Origin of the sequence: Modestobacter sp. VKM Ac-2982 (genome assembly GCF_026967935.1) — a bacterium.
Taxonomy (GTDB): domain Bacteria; phylum Actinomycetota; class Actinomycetes; order Mycobacteriales; family Geodermatophilaceae; genus Modestobacter.
In genome coordinates this window covers 885,171-900,468 of record NZ_JAPVBL010000001.1, presented here as the reverse complement: position 1 = coordinate 900,468, position 15,298 = coordinate 885,171, and the positions used below count along the sequence as shown (strand labels likewise).

The window sequence follows — 15,298 nt, the reverse complement described above, 5'->3', positions numbered from 1 at the left end:
TTGTGCCCACTCAGCGGCCAGGAACGCCTCCGCCCCCGCTCCCAGACGGGAACGGGGGCGGAGGTCAGCCGGTCGCGCTCAGCTCAGTGGCTGTGCCCGTGGCCGTGCGAGTGCCCGTGGGTGTGGTGCCCGGCACCGTCGGACTCCTGGTCGGCGGGCTTCTCCACGATCGCGGAATCGGTGGTGAGCACCATCGCCGCGATCGAGGCGGCGTGCGACAGCGCAGCCTTGGTGACCTTGACCGGGTCGATGACGCCCTGGGCGGCCAGGTCGCCGTACTCGCCGGTGGCGGCGTTGAAGCCCTGGCCGATGCCCAGCTCACGGACCCGGCCGACGACGACCGGCCCCTCGAACCCGGCGTTGGAGGCGATCAGCGACAGCGGGGAGTCGATCGCCTTGCGCACCGACCGGGCGCCGATCAGCTCGTCGCCGGTCAGCTCCAGGTCGTCGATCGCCGTGGCGGCGTGCACCAGCGCGGAGCCACCCCCGGGGACGACGCCCTCCTCCACCGCAGCGCGGGTGGCGGCGATGGCGTCCTCGATGCGGTGCTTGCGCTCCTTCATCTCGACCTCGGTCGCGGCACCGACGCGGATGACCGCGATGCCGCCGGCCAGCTTGGCCAGCCGCTCCTGCAGCTTCTCGCGGTCCCAGTCGGAGTCGGTCGCCTCGATCTCCTTGCGGATCTGGGCGACCCGGTCGGCCACGGCGCCGGAGGTGCCGCCACCGTCGACGATCGTCGTGTCGTCCTTGGTGACGGTCACCCGGCGCGCGGTGCCCAGCACCTCGAGGCCGACGCCGTCCAGGGACAGGCCGACGTCCTCGCTGACGACCTGGCCGCCGGTGACGATGGCGAGGTCGGTCATGAACGCCTTGCGCCGGTCGCCGAAGTAGGGCGACTTCACCGCGACGACCTTGACGGTCTTGCGGATCGAGTTGACGACCAGGGTGGACAGCGCCTCGCCCTCGACGTCCTCGGCCACGATCAGCAGCGGGCGGCTGCCGGTCGCCAGGACCTTCTCCAGCAGCGGCAGCAGGTCCGCCAGGGCGCTGACCTTGCCGCTGACCATGAGGACGAGGGCGTCCTCGAGGACGGCCTCCATCGACTCGTTGTCGGTGACGAAGTACGGCGACAGGTAGCCCTTGTCGAACTGCACGCCCTCGGTGACGTCCAGGTCGGTGGTCATCCCGTTGGCCTCTTCGACGGTGATGACGCCGTCCTTGCCGACCCGCTCCATCGCCTCGCCGATCAGCTCGCCGACCTCGGCGTCCTGGGCGGAGACGGTGGCGACCCCGGCGATGGCCTTCCGGTCGTCGACGGGGATGGCGACGGCGTCGAGGGCGGCGGAGACCGCGTCGACGGCGGCGCGCATGCCGCGGCCCAGGCTCATCGGGTTGGCCCCGGCGGCGACGTTGCGCAGGCCCTCGTGCACGAGGGCCTGGGCCAGCACGGTGGCGGTGGTGGTGCCGTCGCCGGCGACATCGTTGGTCTTGGTGGCGACGTTCTTGGCGAGCTGGGCGCCGAGGTTCTCGTACGGGTCCTCGAGATCGATCTCCCGGGCGATGGTCACGCCGTCGTTGGTGATCGTCGGGGCGCCGAAGTTCTTGTTGATGACCACGTTGCGGCCGCGGGGGCCGAGGGTGACCTTGACGGCGTCGGCGAGCTTGTCGACGCCACGCTCGAGGGCGCGACGGGCGTCCTCGTCGAACAGGATGATCTTGGCCATGCCAGACCTCTCTCAGGTGGTGCGGAGGAGAACGGGGGCAGACGACGACCGCCCCGGGACCCGGTGGTTCGGGTCGCCGGGGCGGTGTCGTGCTGTGTCGTGCGCGGCCCTGTGGGGGCCGAGGGTCTTACTTGGAGACGACGGCGAGCAGGTCGCGCGCGGAGAGGACGAGGTAGTCCTCGCCGCCGTAGCGCACCTCGGTGCCGCCGTACTTCGAGTAGATGACCACGTCGCCGACGTTCACGTCGAGCGGGACCCGGTTGCCGTTGTCGTCGACGCGGCCGGGGCCGACAGCGATGACGGTGCCCTCCTGGGGCTTCTCCTTGGCGGTGTCCGGGATGACCAGACCGGAGGCGGTGGTGGTCTCGGCCTCATTGGCCTGGACCACCACGCGGTCCTCGAGCGGCTTGATGTTGACCTTGGTAGCGGTCGTCACGTCGTGACGCCCCCTTCGGTGTCGGACGGGCTCTCGAATGGATGGTGCTGATGCTGTGGCACGGGGGCTGGGCCTCGCCGTCGCGGGGGTCGGGGCCCGGCCCGTGTCGATTGGCACTCTACCCACGTGAGTGCCAGCCGCTCAACCGGGGTCCTGCCCAGGTGGGGACGGCGATGCGCCAGGCTGTGCCGGTGCCCGGGGACCCCCACGACGACGAGCCCGGCGGGCAGGCCGCGGAGACGGTGCGCCAGCTGCAGGCCCTCGCGACCCCGGCCGGTGCGGCGGCGCTGACCCGCGCCCGGGAGCTCCTGGCCGAACGCGCCGACGCGGTCACCGCGCTGACCCGGCTGCGAGCCGAGGTGGGCGTGGAGCTGGCCGGCCCGGCCTGGGGCATCGCCCGGCAACGGGAGCGGGCCCGGCCGGCGTTCGGCGCCGACGCCGACCGGTTCTTCTTCACCGCCGACGCACTCGAGCAGGCCGGCCGCCCGGTGCTCGCCGACCGGCGGGCCGCCCGGTTGCTGGCCGACGGTGCCCGCTCGGTGGTCGACCTCGGCTGCGCGGCCGGCACCGACACGGTGGCGCTGGCCCGGGCCGGCGCCGCCGTGGTCGCCGTCGACCTGGACCCGGTCGCCCGCGAGCTCACCCGGCTCAACGCCGCGGCGGCGGGGCTCAGCGGGGTCGAGGTCCGTGCGGCCGACGCCGTCGACCTGGTGGCCGCCGCGACCGGGGGCCGGGTGGCCGGCTGCGACGCCGCCGTCCTCGACCCCGCCCGGCGGGCCGGCGGGCGCCGTCAGCTCGACCCGGACCGCTGGTCCCCACCCTGGTCGACGGTGCAGGCGCTGCTCGACGCCGTGCCCACCTGCCTGGTGAAGGTGGCTCCCGGGCTGGACCACGACCAGGTGCCGGCCGGGGTCGAGGCGGAGTGGGTGTCGGTGGGCGGGTCGATCGTCGAGGCGCTGCTGTGGGGGCGCGGGCCGTCGCGCACGTGGCGCCGGGCCACCGTGATCGGCCGGGACGGCGGCGTGCGGGAGCTGACCGCCGACACCGATCCGGGCGACGCGCGGCCCGGCCCGGTGCGCGACTGGCTGCACGAGCCCGACCCGGCGGTCATCCGCTCCGGCCTGGTCGCCCTCGCCGCGGCCGAGCTGGACGCGACCCTGGTCGACCCGACGATCGCCTACCTGACCTCCGATGCGGCCGCCGACTCCCCGTGGGTCAGCTCGTACCGGGTGACCGAGGTGCTGCCGTTCAACCTGAAGAAGCTGAAGGCGCTGCTGCGCGCCCGCGGGGTCGGCCGGGTGGTGGTGAAGAAGCGGGGGTCGCCGATCGAGCCCGAGACGCTGGCCCGGCAGCTCCGCGGGCCCGGCGAGGGCAGCGCGGTCGTCGTCGTCACCCGCGTCGCCGGCGCCCCGACCGTGCTGGTCTGCGCAGCCCCCTAGCCCACCAAGATGGCCATTCTGGTGGGCTAGCGGGAGATCAGGTCGATCGGCATGGAGCTGTCGGCGCCGAGGTCGACCGGCGCCGGGGCCACCCCGGCCTCGACCAGGCGCGAGCCGAGTGCGGCCACCATCGCGCCGTTGTCGGTGCACAGTCGCGGGCTCGGGGTGCGCAGCACGATCCCGGCGGCGTCGCAGCGCTCCTGGGCCAGGGCGCGCAGTCGCGAGTTGGCCGCCACGCCGCCGCCGATGACCAGGTGGTCGACCCCGTGGTCGCGGCAGGCCCGCACCGCCTTGGCGGTCAGCACGTCGACCACCGCCTCCTGGAAGGACGCGGAGACGTCGGCGACCGACACCGGCTCCCCGGCCCGCTGCTGCCCCTCCACCCACCGGGCCACCGCCGTCTTCAGGCCGGAGAAGGAGAAGTCGTAGGTGGCGTCCCGGGGGCCGGTGAGCCCGCGCGGGAACGGGATCGCCCGCGGGTCGCCCTCCCGGGCGGCGCGGTCGATCGGCGGGCCACCGGGGAACGGCAGGTCGAGCACCCGGGCGACCTTGTCGAAGGCCTCCCCCGCGGCGTCGTCGATCGTCCGGCCCAGCTCCTGCACGTCCTGGGCGAGGTCGGGCACCAGCAGCAGGGAGCTGTGCCCGCCGGAGACGAGCAGCGCGATCGAGGGCTCGGCCAGCCGGCCGTGCTCCAGCTCGTCGACGGCGACGTGCGCGGCCAGGTGGTTCACCCCGTACAGCGGGACGTCGAGGGCCAGCGCGTAGGCCTTGGCCGCCGCCACCCCCACCAGCAGCGCGCCGGTCAGCCCCGGCCCCGCGGTGACCGCGATCGCGTCGACGTCGCCGAGGGTCACCCCGGCGTCGGCCAGCGACCGGTGCACCGTGGGGACCATCGCCTCCAGGTGCGCCCGGCTGGCGATCTCCGGGACCACCCCGCCGAAGCGCTCGTGCTCGGCCATGGACGTGGCCAGCGCGTCGGAGAGCAGCGTCTGCCCGCGCACCAGCCCGATGCCGGTCTCGTCGCACGAGGTCTCGAACCCCAGCACCAGCGGCTGGCTCATCGCCGCACCTCCCGCAGCATCACGACGGCGTCCTTCCCACTGAGCGGGTAGTAGTTCGGGCGGCGGCCGATCTCGGCGAACCCGCGCCGGCGGTAGAACGCCTGGGTCGCCTCGTCGTCCTCGCGCACCTCCAGCAGCACCGGCGTGCGCCGCCCGTCCGCCTCGGCGAGCAGCGCGTCCAGCAGCAGCGCCCCGATCCCCTCGTGCTGCCGCGTGCCGGTGACCCCGATGGTGGCGATGTGCGCCTCGTAGGGGTAGCTGATCAGCCCCGCGTAGCCGAGCACGGCGTCGGCGTCGACGGCGACCAGGTAGTGCCGGGTGTCGGGGCGGGCGAGCTCGTCCCGGTACATCCACTCGGTCCAGGTGTCGGGGGCGAAGAGCTCCTCCTCGAGACCCATCACGGCCGGCAGGTCGGCGACCGTCATGTCGCGCAGCTGCACCGTCACTGTGAGACCGGCTTGCGGGTCACCGAGGGCACCGCGTCGGGACGGCGCAGGTACAGCGGCTCCAGCGGCGCCGGTGGCCGGCCCAGCACGGGGACGGCGGCGCGCAGCAGCCCGGCAGTGGTGACCTCTGCGGCGATGACCTCGCGACCCAGCCGCTCGGCGAACCGGATGTCCCCGACGACCGGGTCGGCGACCGGGGCGTCCTCCGGCCGGTCCACCCCGGGGCCGGAGAGCCGCGCCCCGGTGTCGTCGTAGGTGGCCCAGTGGACCTCCTTGCGCCGGGCGTCGGTGACCACCGACCGGGCGCCGTCGCCGACCGCGTCCAGCGAGCAGACCCCGTGCACCGGGATCCCGCGGGCGTCCCCCAGGGCGGCTGCGGTGACGATGCCGACCCGCAGGCCGGTGAACGGTCCCGGCCCGAGGCCGACGACGACGGCGTCCAGGTCGGCCATCGCGACGCCGGCGGTGCTGAGGACCTCCCGGATCGCGGGGGTGAGCAGCTCGGCGTGCCGATTGCCCGAGGGCAGCCCGCGCTCGGTGAGCACGTCGGCGGGGCCACCGGCGGTCCAGCGGGCGAGGCCGACCACGAGGGTCGGGGTGGCCGTGTCGAGCGCGAGGACGAGCACGACCGTCGAGGGTAGATGCCGCGCCCCGTCGGCAGCGGCCGGGCGGTTGCGCCCGAGGCCGCCTTGTTGATCAACTGCGCGTCCACTGCCCCCGACGACGAGGAACCCACATGCCCGCCACCCTGGTCCTGGTCCACGGCGCCTGGCACACCCCGTGGTGCTGGCAGCCGCTGGTCGACCACCTGCCCGGCGTCGACGTCGTCCGCGTCGCGCTGCCCAGCTCCGGCACCGACCCGCAGTCGCTCGGCGACCTCACCGCCGACGCCGCGGCCGTCCGGGACGCGCTCGCCGGGGTCGAGGGGCCCGTCGTCCTGGTGGGGCACTCCTACGGCGGGATCCCGATCAGCGAGGCGGCCAGCGCGGAACTGGGCGTGGCGCACCTGGTCTACCTGTGCGCCTTCCAGCTCGACGTGGGCGACTCGCTGGTGAGCAGCCTGGGCGGACAGGTCCCGCCCTGGCAGGAGCTGCACCCGACGCACGTGCGGGCCACCGCGCCGGAGACGGTGTTCTACAACGGCGTCTCCCCCGAGCTCACCCGGCAGGCGGTGGCCGAGCTGCAGCTGCAGTCCACGGCCGCGCTCACCCAGCCGCTGAGCCGCGCCGCCTGGACGGAGCTGCCGAGCACCTACGTCGTCTGCGAGCAGGACCAGGCCATCCCGGTCGCCGCCCAGGAGGCGATGTCCACCCGCGCCGGCACCGTGCTCCGGCTGGACGCCGGCCACTCACCGTTCCTGGCCGCGCCGGCCGAACTGGCGGCGCTGCTGCGCCCGATCGTCGAGCGGGCCGGCTGAGCCTCAGGCGTCGGTGAGCCGCTGCTCCCAGCCCGGGCCGACGGGCACCAGCAGGGCGGTGCGGACGTCGTCGTCCCGCCGGTCGAGCTCGACCACCAGGTGCTCGTCGGCCAGCTGCTCCACCAGGCCGTGCCCCCACTCGACGACCGTGACCGCCTCGTCGGTGGTGGCGTCCAGGTCCAGGTCGTCGACGTCGGCCATGCCGGCCAGCCGGTAGGCGTCGACGTGCACCAGCGGGACCCGTCCGCCGCGGTGCACCCGGGCCAGCACGAAGGTCGGCGAGGTCACCGGGCCGGGCACCCCGAGGCCGGCGCCGATGCCCTGGGTGAGGGCCGTCTTCCCCGCACCCAGGGGACCGGCCAGCACGACCAGGTCGCCGGCCCGCAGCAACCCGGCCAGCTCGCGGCCGAAGGCCTGGGTGTCGGCGACGGTGGGCAGCTCGTGCGCGCGCCTCACAGCGAGCCCGCCACGGCGCGCAGGTCGGCGGCGAGCGCGGCTCGCGGGGCACCGTTCGGACCGAACCGGATCGCCGCCGACGGGTGGTAGGTGACCCACACGGCACGCCCGTCGACGTCGTGCGCCCGGCCACGCACCTGGCCGAGCACGGTGCGCGGGCCGAGGAACCACTTCGCCGAGGAGAGCCCAAGGGCGACCACGACGTCGGCGCCGAGCAGGTCGAGCTGGCGGCGCAGCCAGCCGCTGCACCGGGCGACCTCGGGGGCCCTCGGGGTCCGGTTGCCCGGTGGGCGGCACTTCACGATGTTGAGCACGGCCACCTCCTCGCGGGCCAGGCCGGCCTCGCCGAGCAGCAGGTCCAGCAGCGCACCACTCTTCCCCACGAACGGCCGGCCGGTCTCGTCCTCGGTGGCCCCGGGGGCCTCCCCCACGACCACCAGCCGCGGCCGACCCGTCACCGGCACGTCCCCGACGACGACGTGCTGCCGGGTGGCGGCCAGCTCGGGGCAGGCGACGCAGGAGCGGGCGACCTCGGCGAGCGAGGCCCAGTCCGGCGCGGCCGCGGCGGTCGCCGCCACCTCGCCGGCGGCCGCGTCGGGTCGGGGAGCAGCCACGCCAGCACCCTACGACCGGGGCCCGGTCGGGGGTCAGTCGGCGGGGCGTTGCCCGGCGGCGACCCGGCGGATCAGGCCGGCCAGCACGTCGGTGACCTGTCCCGGGTGCTCCAGCGGCACCAGGTGCCCGGCGTCCGGGACGGCGACGTACTCGACGGCGCCGTCCCCCGACTCCTCGAGCCGCGTCCGGATCCGCTCGCTGTGCGCCTTGGGGATCAGCTTGTCCGCGTCGCCGGTGAGCACCACGGTCGGCACCCGGCACAACGGCTCGATCGCGCCGCTGACGTCCAGTCCGGCGATCGCCGGGTAGAACTCGGCGACCACGTCGACCGGGGTCCCGGCGATCATCGCGTCCACGTAGCGCCCCAGTGCCGGGTCGACGCCGGTGGAGGAGAACGACATCGACCAGGTGACCGCCGACACGACGTCCTTGGCCAGTCGCCGGGTCACCTCGGCGAGCCCGGGCCTGCGGCGCATGGCCCAGACCGCCACTGGCAGCACCGTGGCGCGCACCCGGGTCAGCAGCGCGGGCAGCCCGAAGTCCAGGTCGCCGAGGTTGCCGCTGGAGGTGGACACCAGCGCCACCCCGGCGACCCGGGTCCCGAACAGCTCCGGCCGTCGCTGGGCGAGTGCGAGCACCGTCATCCCGCCCATCGAGTGACCGACGAGCACCACCGGCCCGCGCGGCACCCGCGCGGTGAGCACCGACTCCAGGTCCGCGGCCAGCTGGTCGATCGTCGAGCGCTCGGGGGCACCGCGGCCGGAGGCGCCGTGCCCCCGCTGGTCGTAGAAGACCAGGCGCGCGGTGGGCCGGTGGCCGTTGGCGGTGGCCAGCTGCTCGCCGAGGTCCCTGCGCTGGAACGTCCAGGAGGCCATGGACAGCGCGTAGCCGTGCACGAAGACGACGGTCAGCGGCGCATCGGTCGGGCCGACCTCCTCGACCGTGAGCGCCACCCCGTCGTCGGCCCGCACCACCACCGTGCGGTCGGCGGTACGGCGGCCGGCGCCCAGCGGGTCCTCCCGGCGCAGCTGGTTCACCGGCACGTCCTCGACGGGGCGGCCGTTCTCCCCGCGCTGACCGGCCAGCTGGCCGGCCCGCACCCGGGCCGTCGCCGTCCGGGTGACGGCGACCCCGACCGCCGTCCCCGCGGCGGCCAGGCCGACCGCGGCGCCGACCAGGCCGGCCGTGCGGCCCAGGCGGAGGTGGCCGTGCTGCGCCATCAGGCGGTCCCCGCGGTGCCGACGTAGCGGCGGGAGAAGCGGCCGCCCACCCGGGTGACGAGCTCGTAGTGGATGGTGTCGACCGCGTCGGCCCACTGCTGGGCGGTCGGCTCGCCGTCCGCCCCCGAGCCCCACAGCACCACCGCGTCGCCCGGTGCGATCGGGTCGTCGCCCACGTCGAGGACGAACTGGTCCATGCAGACCCGGCCGGCGATCGTCCGCTGCGCCCCGGCGGCGAACACCGGCGCCCGGTTCCCGGCGGCGCGGGGCACCCCGTCGGCGTAGCCGACCGGCACCAGGGCCAGCGTCGTCTCACGGTCCGGGGCGTAGGTGTGGCCGTAGGAGACCCCGGTCCCGGCCGGCACCCGCTTGGTCAGCGCCACCCGGGCCTGGACCGTCATCGCCGGGCGGAGCCCGTACTGCCCCGGGTCGCCGCCCAGCGGGTCCAGGCCGTACAGCGCGACCCCGGGCCGGACCATGTCGTACCACGTCTCCGGCAGCGCGATCGTGGCCGCCGAGTTGGCCAGGTGCCGGCGGACGTCGGTCAGCCCGGCCCGCCCGGCCAGCGCCACCGCCTCCTCGAAGACCTGCACCTGGCGGGCGATCGTCGGGTGGGTGGGGGCGTCGGCGTAGGCGAGGTGGCTCCACAGCCCGGTCACGACGAGGTCGCCGTCGGCCTGGGCGCGCACCGCGGCGGCCACCAGCCCGGGCCACGCCTCCGGGGTCGCCCCCTCGCGGGACAGGCCGGTGTCGGCGAACAGCTGCACGCGGGCGGTGCGGCCGGTGGCGCGCGCAGCGTCGACGACCTCGGCCAGCGCCCACTCGGCGTTGACCGACAGCTCGACGTCGGCGGCCAGGGCCGCGGCGTAGTCCTCCCCCGGCCCGTGCTGCCAGGACAGCAGGGGCGCGGCGACCCCGGCGGCGCGCAACGCGAGCGCCTCCTCCAGCACCGTCACCCCGAGGGCGTCGGCCCCGCCGGCCAGCGCCGCCCGGGCAGCGGGGACCAGCCCGTGACCGTAGCCGTCGGCCTTGACCACGGCCATCAGCGGCCGGCCGGCCCGCGCGCGCAGCGCCGCGGTGTTCTCCGCGATCGCGTCGAGGTCGACGACCACCTCGGCCCGGCTGCCCAGCACCTGCTGCACCTGCGTCACACCGCCCACTGTCCCAGGCCGCCGCGGTCAGCCGGCACCGGCGCGCAGCCGGGCCAGCGTCTCGGGCAGCCGGCGGACCAGGTCCCCGGCGATCAGCGGTCCCTGTTCGGCGGCCAGCTGCCCGGCCCGGCCGTGCAGGTGGGCGGCGACGGCCGCGGCCTCCGCCGCCGGCAGCCCGGTGGCCAGCACGGCACCCAGCACCCCGGCGAGCACGTCGCCGGTGCCCGCGGTCGCCAGCCACGGGGTGCCGGTGCCGTTGACGAAGGTGGTGCCGGCCGCGTCGGCGACGACGGTGGCATCCCCCTTGAGCAGCACGGTGCAGCCCAGCTCCGCGGCACCGCGGCGGGTCGCGGCCATCCGGTCGGTGCCGACCTCACCGAAGAGGCGCGCGAACTCGCGGTCGTGCGGGGTGAGCACGGTGGGCGCGGTCCGCTCGCCCACCAGCTCCGGCCGCTGGGCGACCAGGGTCAGCCCGTCGGCGTCGACCACCACCGGCAGGTCGGTCGCCAGCACCTCGGCGAGCACGCTGGCGGCGTCGTCGTCGGTGCCCATCCCTGGGCCGATCACCCAGGCCTGCACACGGCCGGCGTCCCCCGGGCGGCCGGACGTGACGATGGCCTCCGGCCAGGAGGCCCGGACGCCGTCCGCGGCGGTGCCGGCGTACCGGACCAGGCCCGGCCGGGTGCGCAGCGCGGCTCCCGTGCAGAGCACCCCGGCGCCGGGGTAGGTGGCCGACCCGGCCAGCACACCGACCACGCCGCGGGAGTACTTGTCGTCGTCGGGTGCGGGGGCGTCCAGGTGCGGGACGACGTCGGCGTCGGTCAGCTGCCGGGCCGCCGGCTCGGCCAGCGCGGGGCCGAGCCCGATGTCGACCAGGTGCACCGTGCCCGCCTGCCGGCGCCCGGCGCCCACCACCAGCCCGGGCTTGACCGCGCCGAAGGTGACCGTGTGCTGCGCGGGGAAGGCATCGCCGGGCACCTCCCCGGTGTCGGCGACGACGCCGCTGGGCAGGTCGACCGCGACCAGCAGCCCCGGCCCGGCGGTCGCCTCCCGGACCAGCGCGGCCGCCGGCTCCCGCAGCCCGCCCGTGCCGCCCAGACCGATGATCCCGTCGAGGACCAGGTCGGCCCGGTGCAGCCCGGCGTCGGCCGCCTCGGCCACCCGCCCGCCGGCCCGGCGGAACGTGGCCAGCCCCTCGGCGTGCGCCCGCTCCGGCGCGAGCAGGACGGCGGTGACGGCCGCTCCGCGCCGGGCGAGCAGGGCGCCGGCGAAGAGGGCGTCGCCGCCGTTGTCGCCGGACCCGACGAGCAGCACCACGCGGACGCCCTGCCCCCGGCCCAGCAGCCGCAGGCAGACGGTGGCCAGCCCGGTCGCGGCCCGCTGCATGAGCGCGCCCGCCGGGAGCCCGGCCAGCACGGCCTGCTCGGCGTCCCGGACCTGTGCGGCCGTGTGCAGCCCGATCACGGGGCAGTTCCCTCGGCGATCACCATGGCCGAGGCGATGCCCCCGTCGTGGCTCAGCGACACGTGCCAGGAGGTGACGCCCAGCTCGGCCGCGCACCGGGCCACCGTGCCACGGACCTCCAGGTGCGGGCGCCCGCGCTCCCCGACCACCACCTCGGCGTCGTGCCAGCGCAGCCCGCCCGGCGCGCCCAGTGCCTTGGCCAGGGCCTCCTTGGCGGCGAAGCGCGCCGCCAGCGACTCGCCGCTGCGCTCGGCACCGGCGGGGGTGCGTTGCTCCGCCGGGGTGAACAGGCGGTCCCGCAGCCCCGGGGTGCGGATCAGCGAGGCGGCGAACCGCTCCACCGGGCAGACGTCGACACCGATCCCGATGATCACCGGCCCAGTCTGCCTGCCGTCGTCCGCCCGCACCGACGACTGTCCCCCCGCACCAACGCTGGTGCGGGGGGACAGCCGGTGATCAGGTCACCTGGTCGATGCTGGCGGCGGGGCCGGCTACTCGACGGTGACGCTCTTGGCCAGGTTGCGCGGCTGGTCGACGTCGAGGCCGCGGGTGGCGGCGATCTCGCACGCCAGCACCTGCAGCGGCACCGTGGTGACCACCGGTGCGAGCAGGGTGGGGGTGCGCGGCACCCGGATCAGGTGGTCGGCGTAGGGCAACACGTCGTCGTCGCCCTCTTCGGCGATCACGATCGTGCGGGCACCGCGGGCGCGGACCTCCTGGATGTTGCTCACCACCTTGCCGTGCACCGACTCCCGGCTCAGCGGCGACGGGACGACGATGATCACCGGTGTCCCCTGGTCGATCAGCGCGATCGAGCCGTGCTTCAGCTCGCCGGCGGCGAAGCCCTCGGCGTGGATGTAGGCGAGCTCCTTGAGCTTGAGCGCCCCCTCCAGGGCCACCGGGTAGCCGACGTGCCGGCCGAGGAACAAGATCGTGTTCTCGGAGGCGAGGTCGCGGGCGAGCTCCCGCACCGGCTCCATGGTGCCCAGCACCTCGGTCACCTGGGCCGGCAGCGCCCGCAAGTCGTCGACGATGGCGGCGACCTCGTCGGCGTACTTGACCCCGCGCACCTGGGCGAGGAACAGCCCCACCAGGTAGCAGGCCACGACCTGGGTGAGGAACCCCTTGGTCGAGGCGACGGCGACCTCGGGCCCGGCGTGGGTGTAGAGGACGGCGTCGGACTCCCGCGGGATCGTCGACCCGTTGGCGTTGCAGATCGCCAGGACCTTGGCCTTCTGCTCCCTCGCGTGGCGCAGCGCCATCAGGGTGTCCATCGTCTCGCCGGACTGGCTGATCACCACGACCAGCGTGCTGCGGTCCAGCACCGGGTCGCGGTAGCGGAACTCGCTGGCCAGCTCGACTTCGACCGGCACCCGGGTCCAGTGCTCGATCGCGTACTTGGCGATCAGCCCCGCGTGGTAGGCCGTTCCGCAGGCGACGACGAAGACCTTGTCGACGTCGCGCAGCTCCTGGTCGGAGAGCCGGACCTCGTCGAGCACCAGCTCGCCGGTCTCACCGAGCCGGCCCAGCAGGGTGTCTGCCACCGCCTGCGGCTGCTCGGCGATCTCCTTGAGCATGAACCAGTCGTAGCCGCCCTTCTCCGCGGCTGCGGCGTCCCAGTCGACGGTGCGGGTCACCGGCTCGACGACGGTGCCGGCGAAGTCGGTGACCGTCACCCCGTGGTCGCGGTCCAGGAGCACGACCTGGTCCTCCTGGACGTCCAGCGCCCGGCGGGTGTGCCCGATGAAGGCCGCCACGTCGGAGCCGAAGAAGTACTCCCCGTCGCCCACCCCGACGACCAGCGGGCTGTTCCGCCGCGAGGCGACCAGCCGGTCGGGCTCGGCGGTGTGGCTGGCGACCAGGGTGAAGGCACCCTGCAGGCGCCGGCTGACGGTGCGCATCGCCTCGGCGAGCCGGTCGGGCCCCTCGGGGGTCTCCCGGTAGACGGCGGCCAGCAGGTGCGCGACGACCTCGGTGTCGGTCTCGGACGAGAACTCGATGCCGGCGGCCTCGCACTCGGCACGCAGCGACGCGAAGTTCTCGATGATCCCGTTGTGGATCACCGCGACGGTGCCGTCGGCGGAGACGTGCGGGTGGGCGTTGCGGTCGGTGGGCCCGCCGTGCGTGGCCCAGCGGGTGTGCCCGATGCCGATCGTCGAGGCAGGCAGCCCCTCCTCGGCGAGCTCCTTCTCCAGGTTGGCGAGCTTGCCCGCCTTCTTGGCGGTGGCCAGCCGGCCGTCGGCCAGCACCGCCACCCCGGCCGAGTCATAGCCCCGGTACTCGAGTCGGCGCAGGCCCTCCAGGACCACGTTCACCGAGTCCTGCGGGCCGACGTATCCCACGATGCCGCACATTCGACCGAGGATACCGACTCCGCACCAGCTCACCGCCGTGCTGCGTGAGCCGTGCCCCACATGCACCAGCGGCCACTCGTCGCGTCCCCCCAGACACTCGAGGAACGGTCCCACCGCCGAGCAGCACGCCCACCCAGCTGCCGACGGGGGGTCAGCGGGTGGCGGCGACGACCTCTGCCAGCCGAGCGGCGACGGTGTCAGCCTGGTCCTGCGTCGGCGCCTCGACCATCACGCGCACCAGCTGCTCGGTGCCCGAGGGGCGCAACAGCACCCGGCCCGAGTCGCCCAGCTCGGCCTCGACCGCGTTGACGGCCCGAGCGACCGCGTCGCTCTCCGCCACCGCGAGCCGGTCGGTCACCGGCACGTTGACCAGCGTCTGCGGCAGCCGCTGCACGACCGAGGCCAGCTCGGCCAGCGAGGCGCCGGTGGCGCTCATCCGGGACAGCAGCGCCAGCCCGGTGAGCAGCCCGTCACCGGTGGTCGCCCAGTCCAGGAAGACCAGGTGGCCGCTCTGCTCACCACCGAGGGAGAGCCCACGCGAGCGGAGCGCCTCGAGGACGTAGCGGTCGCCCACGGCGGTCGTCTGCACGGTGATGCCGGCAGCGCGCATGGTGTGGTGGAAGCCGAGGTTGCTCATCACGGTGGCGACGACCGTGTCGCCGGCCAGGTTGCCGCTCTCGTGCAGCGCCAGTGCGCAGATCGCCAGGATCGCATCGCCGTCGACGACCTCGCCCTGGGCGGTGACGGCCAGGCAGCGGTCGGCGTCCCCGTCGTGGGCGATGCCGATGTCGGCACCGTGCCGCGCGACGGCCTCGATCAGCGGCCCCAGGTGGGTGGACCCGATGCCGTCGTTGATGTTCCAGCCGTCGGGCTCGCCACCGATGACGTGCACCTGCGCACCGGCCCGGCGGTAGACCTCCGGGGCGCAGCGGTAGGCGGCTCCGTGGGCGCAGTCGACGACGACGCGCAGGTTCCGCAGGGGTTCGCGCAGCGCGGAGAGGACGTGGGTGGTGTAGTCCTCCGCGGCGCCGGCCAGGTCGCGGACCCGGCCGATGCCCCCGCCGGTCGGCCGGTGGTCGCCGCGGGGGTCGCCGTCGTCGGCGCCCGTCACCCGCCGCTCGATGGCGGCCTCGACCGCGTCGGGCAGCTTGTGCCCACCCCGACTGAACAGCTTGATGCCGTTGTCGGGCATCGGGTTGTGGCTCGCGGAGAGCATCACGCCCAGGTCCGCGTCGGTGCGGCCGGTCAGGTGCGCGATCGCGGGGGTCGGGAGGACCCCGACGCGCAGCACCTCGGCACCGGCGCTCGCCAGGCCGGCGACGACCGCGGCCTCGAGCATCTCCCCGCTCGCGCGGGGGTCACGCCCGACGACCGCGACGGGACGCGAGGTCCCGTCGCGGTCGGCGAGCACGCTGGCGGCCGCCCGGGCCACCGAGAGCGCCAGTTCCGGCGTCAGCTCGGCGTTGGCCCGGCCCCGGACGCCGTCGGTCCCGAAGAGCCGACCCACGGACGTAC

15 protein-coding genes are annotated in these 15,298 nt (G+C 75.3%); 2 read left to right on the top strand and 13 right to left on the bottom strand.

Annotated features, from left to right (window positions below; genetic code table 11):
- Nucleotides 1-83: 83 nt before the first annotated feature.
- Complete coding sequence (gene groL / locus O2W20_RS04570) at nt 84-1,724, bottom strand: chaperonin GroEL (RefSeq protein WP_269170545.1); 1,641 nt, start codon at nt 1,722-1,724, stop codon at nt 84-86.
- 127 nt (nt 1,725-1,851) lie between these two features.
- Nucleotides 1,852-2,160: a co-chaperone GroES gene (groES, locus tag O2W20_RS04565; protein ID WP_269159193.1), complete on the bottom strand. Its 309-nt coding sequence runs from the start codon at nt 2,158-2,160 to the stop codon at nt 1,852-1,854.
- Nucleotides 2,161-2,351: 191 nt separating this feature from the next.
- Between groES and O2W20_RS04560 the strand changes: the two genes are divergently transcribed.
- Nucleotides 2,352-3,599 carry a THUMP-like domain-containing protein gene (locus O2W20_RS04560; RefSeq protein ID WP_269170544.1) on the top strand — a complete coding sequence of 416 codons (1,248 nt, stop codon included), beginning with the start codon at nt 2,352-2,354 and terminating at the stop codon, nt 3,597-3,599.
- 26 nt (nt 3,600-3,625) lie between these two features.
- Here the strand turns inward: O2W20_RS04560 and tsaD are convergent, their stop codons facing one another.
- From tsaD to tsaB, 3 genes are read right to left on the bottom strand one after another with little or no spacing between them, the layout of a single operon-like run.
- The gene (tsaD, locus tag O2W20_RS04555; protein ID WP_269170543.1) at nt 3,626-4,660 is read right to left on the bottom strand and encodes a tRNA (adenosine(37)-N6)-threonylcarbamoyltransferase complex transferase subunit TsaD; all 1,035 of its coding nucleotides are present in this window, start codon (nt 4,658-4,660) and stop codon (nt 3,626-3,628) included.
- A complete protein-coding gene (gene rimI, locus O2W20_RS04550; RefSeq protein ID WP_269185488.1) occupies nt 4,657-5,100 on the bottom strand; it encodes a ribosomal protein S18-alanine N-acetyltransferase in 444 nt (147 codons plus the stop codon). The genes tsaD and rimI overlap by 4 nt, the downstream gene beginning before the upstream one ends.
- A gap of 2 nt (nt 5,101-5,102) precedes the next feature.
- The gene (gene tsaB, locus O2W20_RS04545) at nt 5,103-5,732 is read right to left on the bottom strand and encodes a tRNA (adenosine(37)-N6)-threonylcarbamoyltransferase complex dimerization subunit type 1 TsaB (RefSeq protein WP_269170541.1); all 630 of its coding nucleotides are present in this window, start codon (nt 5,730-5,732) and stop codon (nt 5,103-5,105) included.
- Nucleotides 5,733-5,842: 110 nt separating this feature from the next.
- Between tsaB and O2W20_RS04540 the strand changes: the two genes are divergently transcribed.
- A complete protein-coding gene (locus O2W20_RS04540; protein ID WP_269170540.1) occupies nt 5,843-6,523 on the top strand; it encodes an alpha/beta hydrolase in 681 nt (226 codons plus the stop codon).
- 3 nt (nt 6,524-6,526) lie between these two features.
- Here O2W20_RS04540 and tsaE read toward each other — a convergent pair whose 3' ends face one another.
- The 8 genes from tsaE to glmM form a co-directional block, all read right to left on the bottom strand.
- On the bottom strand, nt 6,527-6,979 hold the full coding sequence (tsaE, locus tag O2W20_RS04535) for a tRNA (adenosine(37)-N6)-threonylcarbamoyltransferase complex ATPase subunit type 1 TsaE (RefSeq protein WP_269170539.1): 453 nt from the start codon (nt 6,977-6,979) through the stop codon (nt 6,527-6,529).
- Nucleotides 6,976-7,593: a uracil-DNA glycosylase gene (locus O2W20_RS04530; RefSeq protein ID WP_269170538.1), complete on the bottom strand. Its 618-nt coding sequence runs from the start codon at nt 7,591-7,593 to the stop codon at nt 6,976-6,978. The genes tsaE and O2W20_RS04530 overlap by 4 nt, the downstream gene beginning before the upstream one ends.
- A 33-nt stretch (nt 7,594-7,626) precedes the next feature.
- Nucleotides 7,627-8,814 carry an alpha/beta fold hydrolase gene (locus O2W20_RS04525; RefSeq protein ID WP_269170537.1) on the bottom strand — a complete coding sequence of 396 codons (1,188 nt, stop codon included), beginning with the start codon at nt 8,812-8,814 and terminating at the stop codon, nt 7,627-7,629.
- The gene (gene alr / locus O2W20_RS04520) at nt 8,814-9,965 is read right to left on the bottom strand and encodes an alanine racemase (RefSeq protein WP_269170536.1); all 1,152 of its coding nucleotides are present in this window, start codon (nt 9,963-9,965) and stop codon (nt 8,814-8,816) included. Before alr ends, O2W20_RS04525 begins: the two co-directional genes overlap by 1 nt.
- 27 nt (nt 9,966-9,992) lie before the next feature.
- A complete protein-coding gene (locus tag O2W20_RS04515) occupies nt 9,993-11,429 on the bottom strand; it encodes an NAD(P)H-hydrate dehydratase (RefSeq protein WP_269170535.1) in 1,437 nt (478 codons plus the stop codon).
- Nucleotides 11,426-11,803 (bottom strand): holo-ACP synthase, encoded by a 378-nt coding sequence (locus O2W20_RS04510; protein ID WP_269170534.1) that lies wholly within the window; start codon nt 11,801-11,803, stop codon nt 11,426-11,428. Before O2W20_RS04510 ends, O2W20_RS04515 begins: the two co-directional genes overlap by 4 nt.
- A gap of 117 nt (nt 11,804-11,920) precedes the next feature.
- Nucleotides 11,921-13,783, bottom strand: a complete 1,863-nt coding sequence (gene glmS, locus O2W20_RS04505; RefSeq protein ID WP_269170533.1) for a glutamine--fructose-6-phosphate transaminase (isomerizing) — start codon at nt 13,781-13,783, stop codon at nt 11,921-11,923.
- 151 nt (nt 13,784-13,934) lie between these two features.
- Nucleotides 13,935-15,290: a phosphoglucosamine mutase gene (gene glmM / locus O2W20_RS04500; protein WP_269170532.1), complete on the bottom strand. Its 1,356-nt coding sequence runs from the start codon at nt 15,288-15,290 to the stop codon at nt 13,935-13,937.
- Between the last annotated feature and the right edge of the window lie 8 nt (nt 15,291-15,298).

Excerpts from the sequence above, each read along its gene's own strand:
- tsaD (WP_269170543.1), bottom strand. The coding sequence starts at position 4,660 with ATGAGCCAGCCGCTGGTGCTGGGGTTCGAGACCTCGTGCGACGAGACC.
- O2W20_RS04525 (WP_269170537.1), bottom strand. The coding sequence starts at position 8,814 with ATGGCGCAGCACGGCCACCTCCGCCTGGGCCGCACGGCCGGCCTGGTC.
- glmS (WP_269170533.1), bottom strand. The coding sequence starts at position 13,783 with ATGTGCGGCATCGTGGGATACGTCGGCCCGCAGGACTCGGTGAACGTG.
- groL (WP_269170545.1), bottom strand. The coding sequence starts at position 1,724 with ATGGCCAAGATCATCCTGTTCGACGAGGACGCCCGTCGCGCCCTCGAG.
- O2W20_RS04540 (WP_269170540.1), top strand. The coding sequence starts at position 5,843 with ATGCCCGCCACCCTGGTCCTGGTCCACGGCGCCTGGCACACCCCGTGG.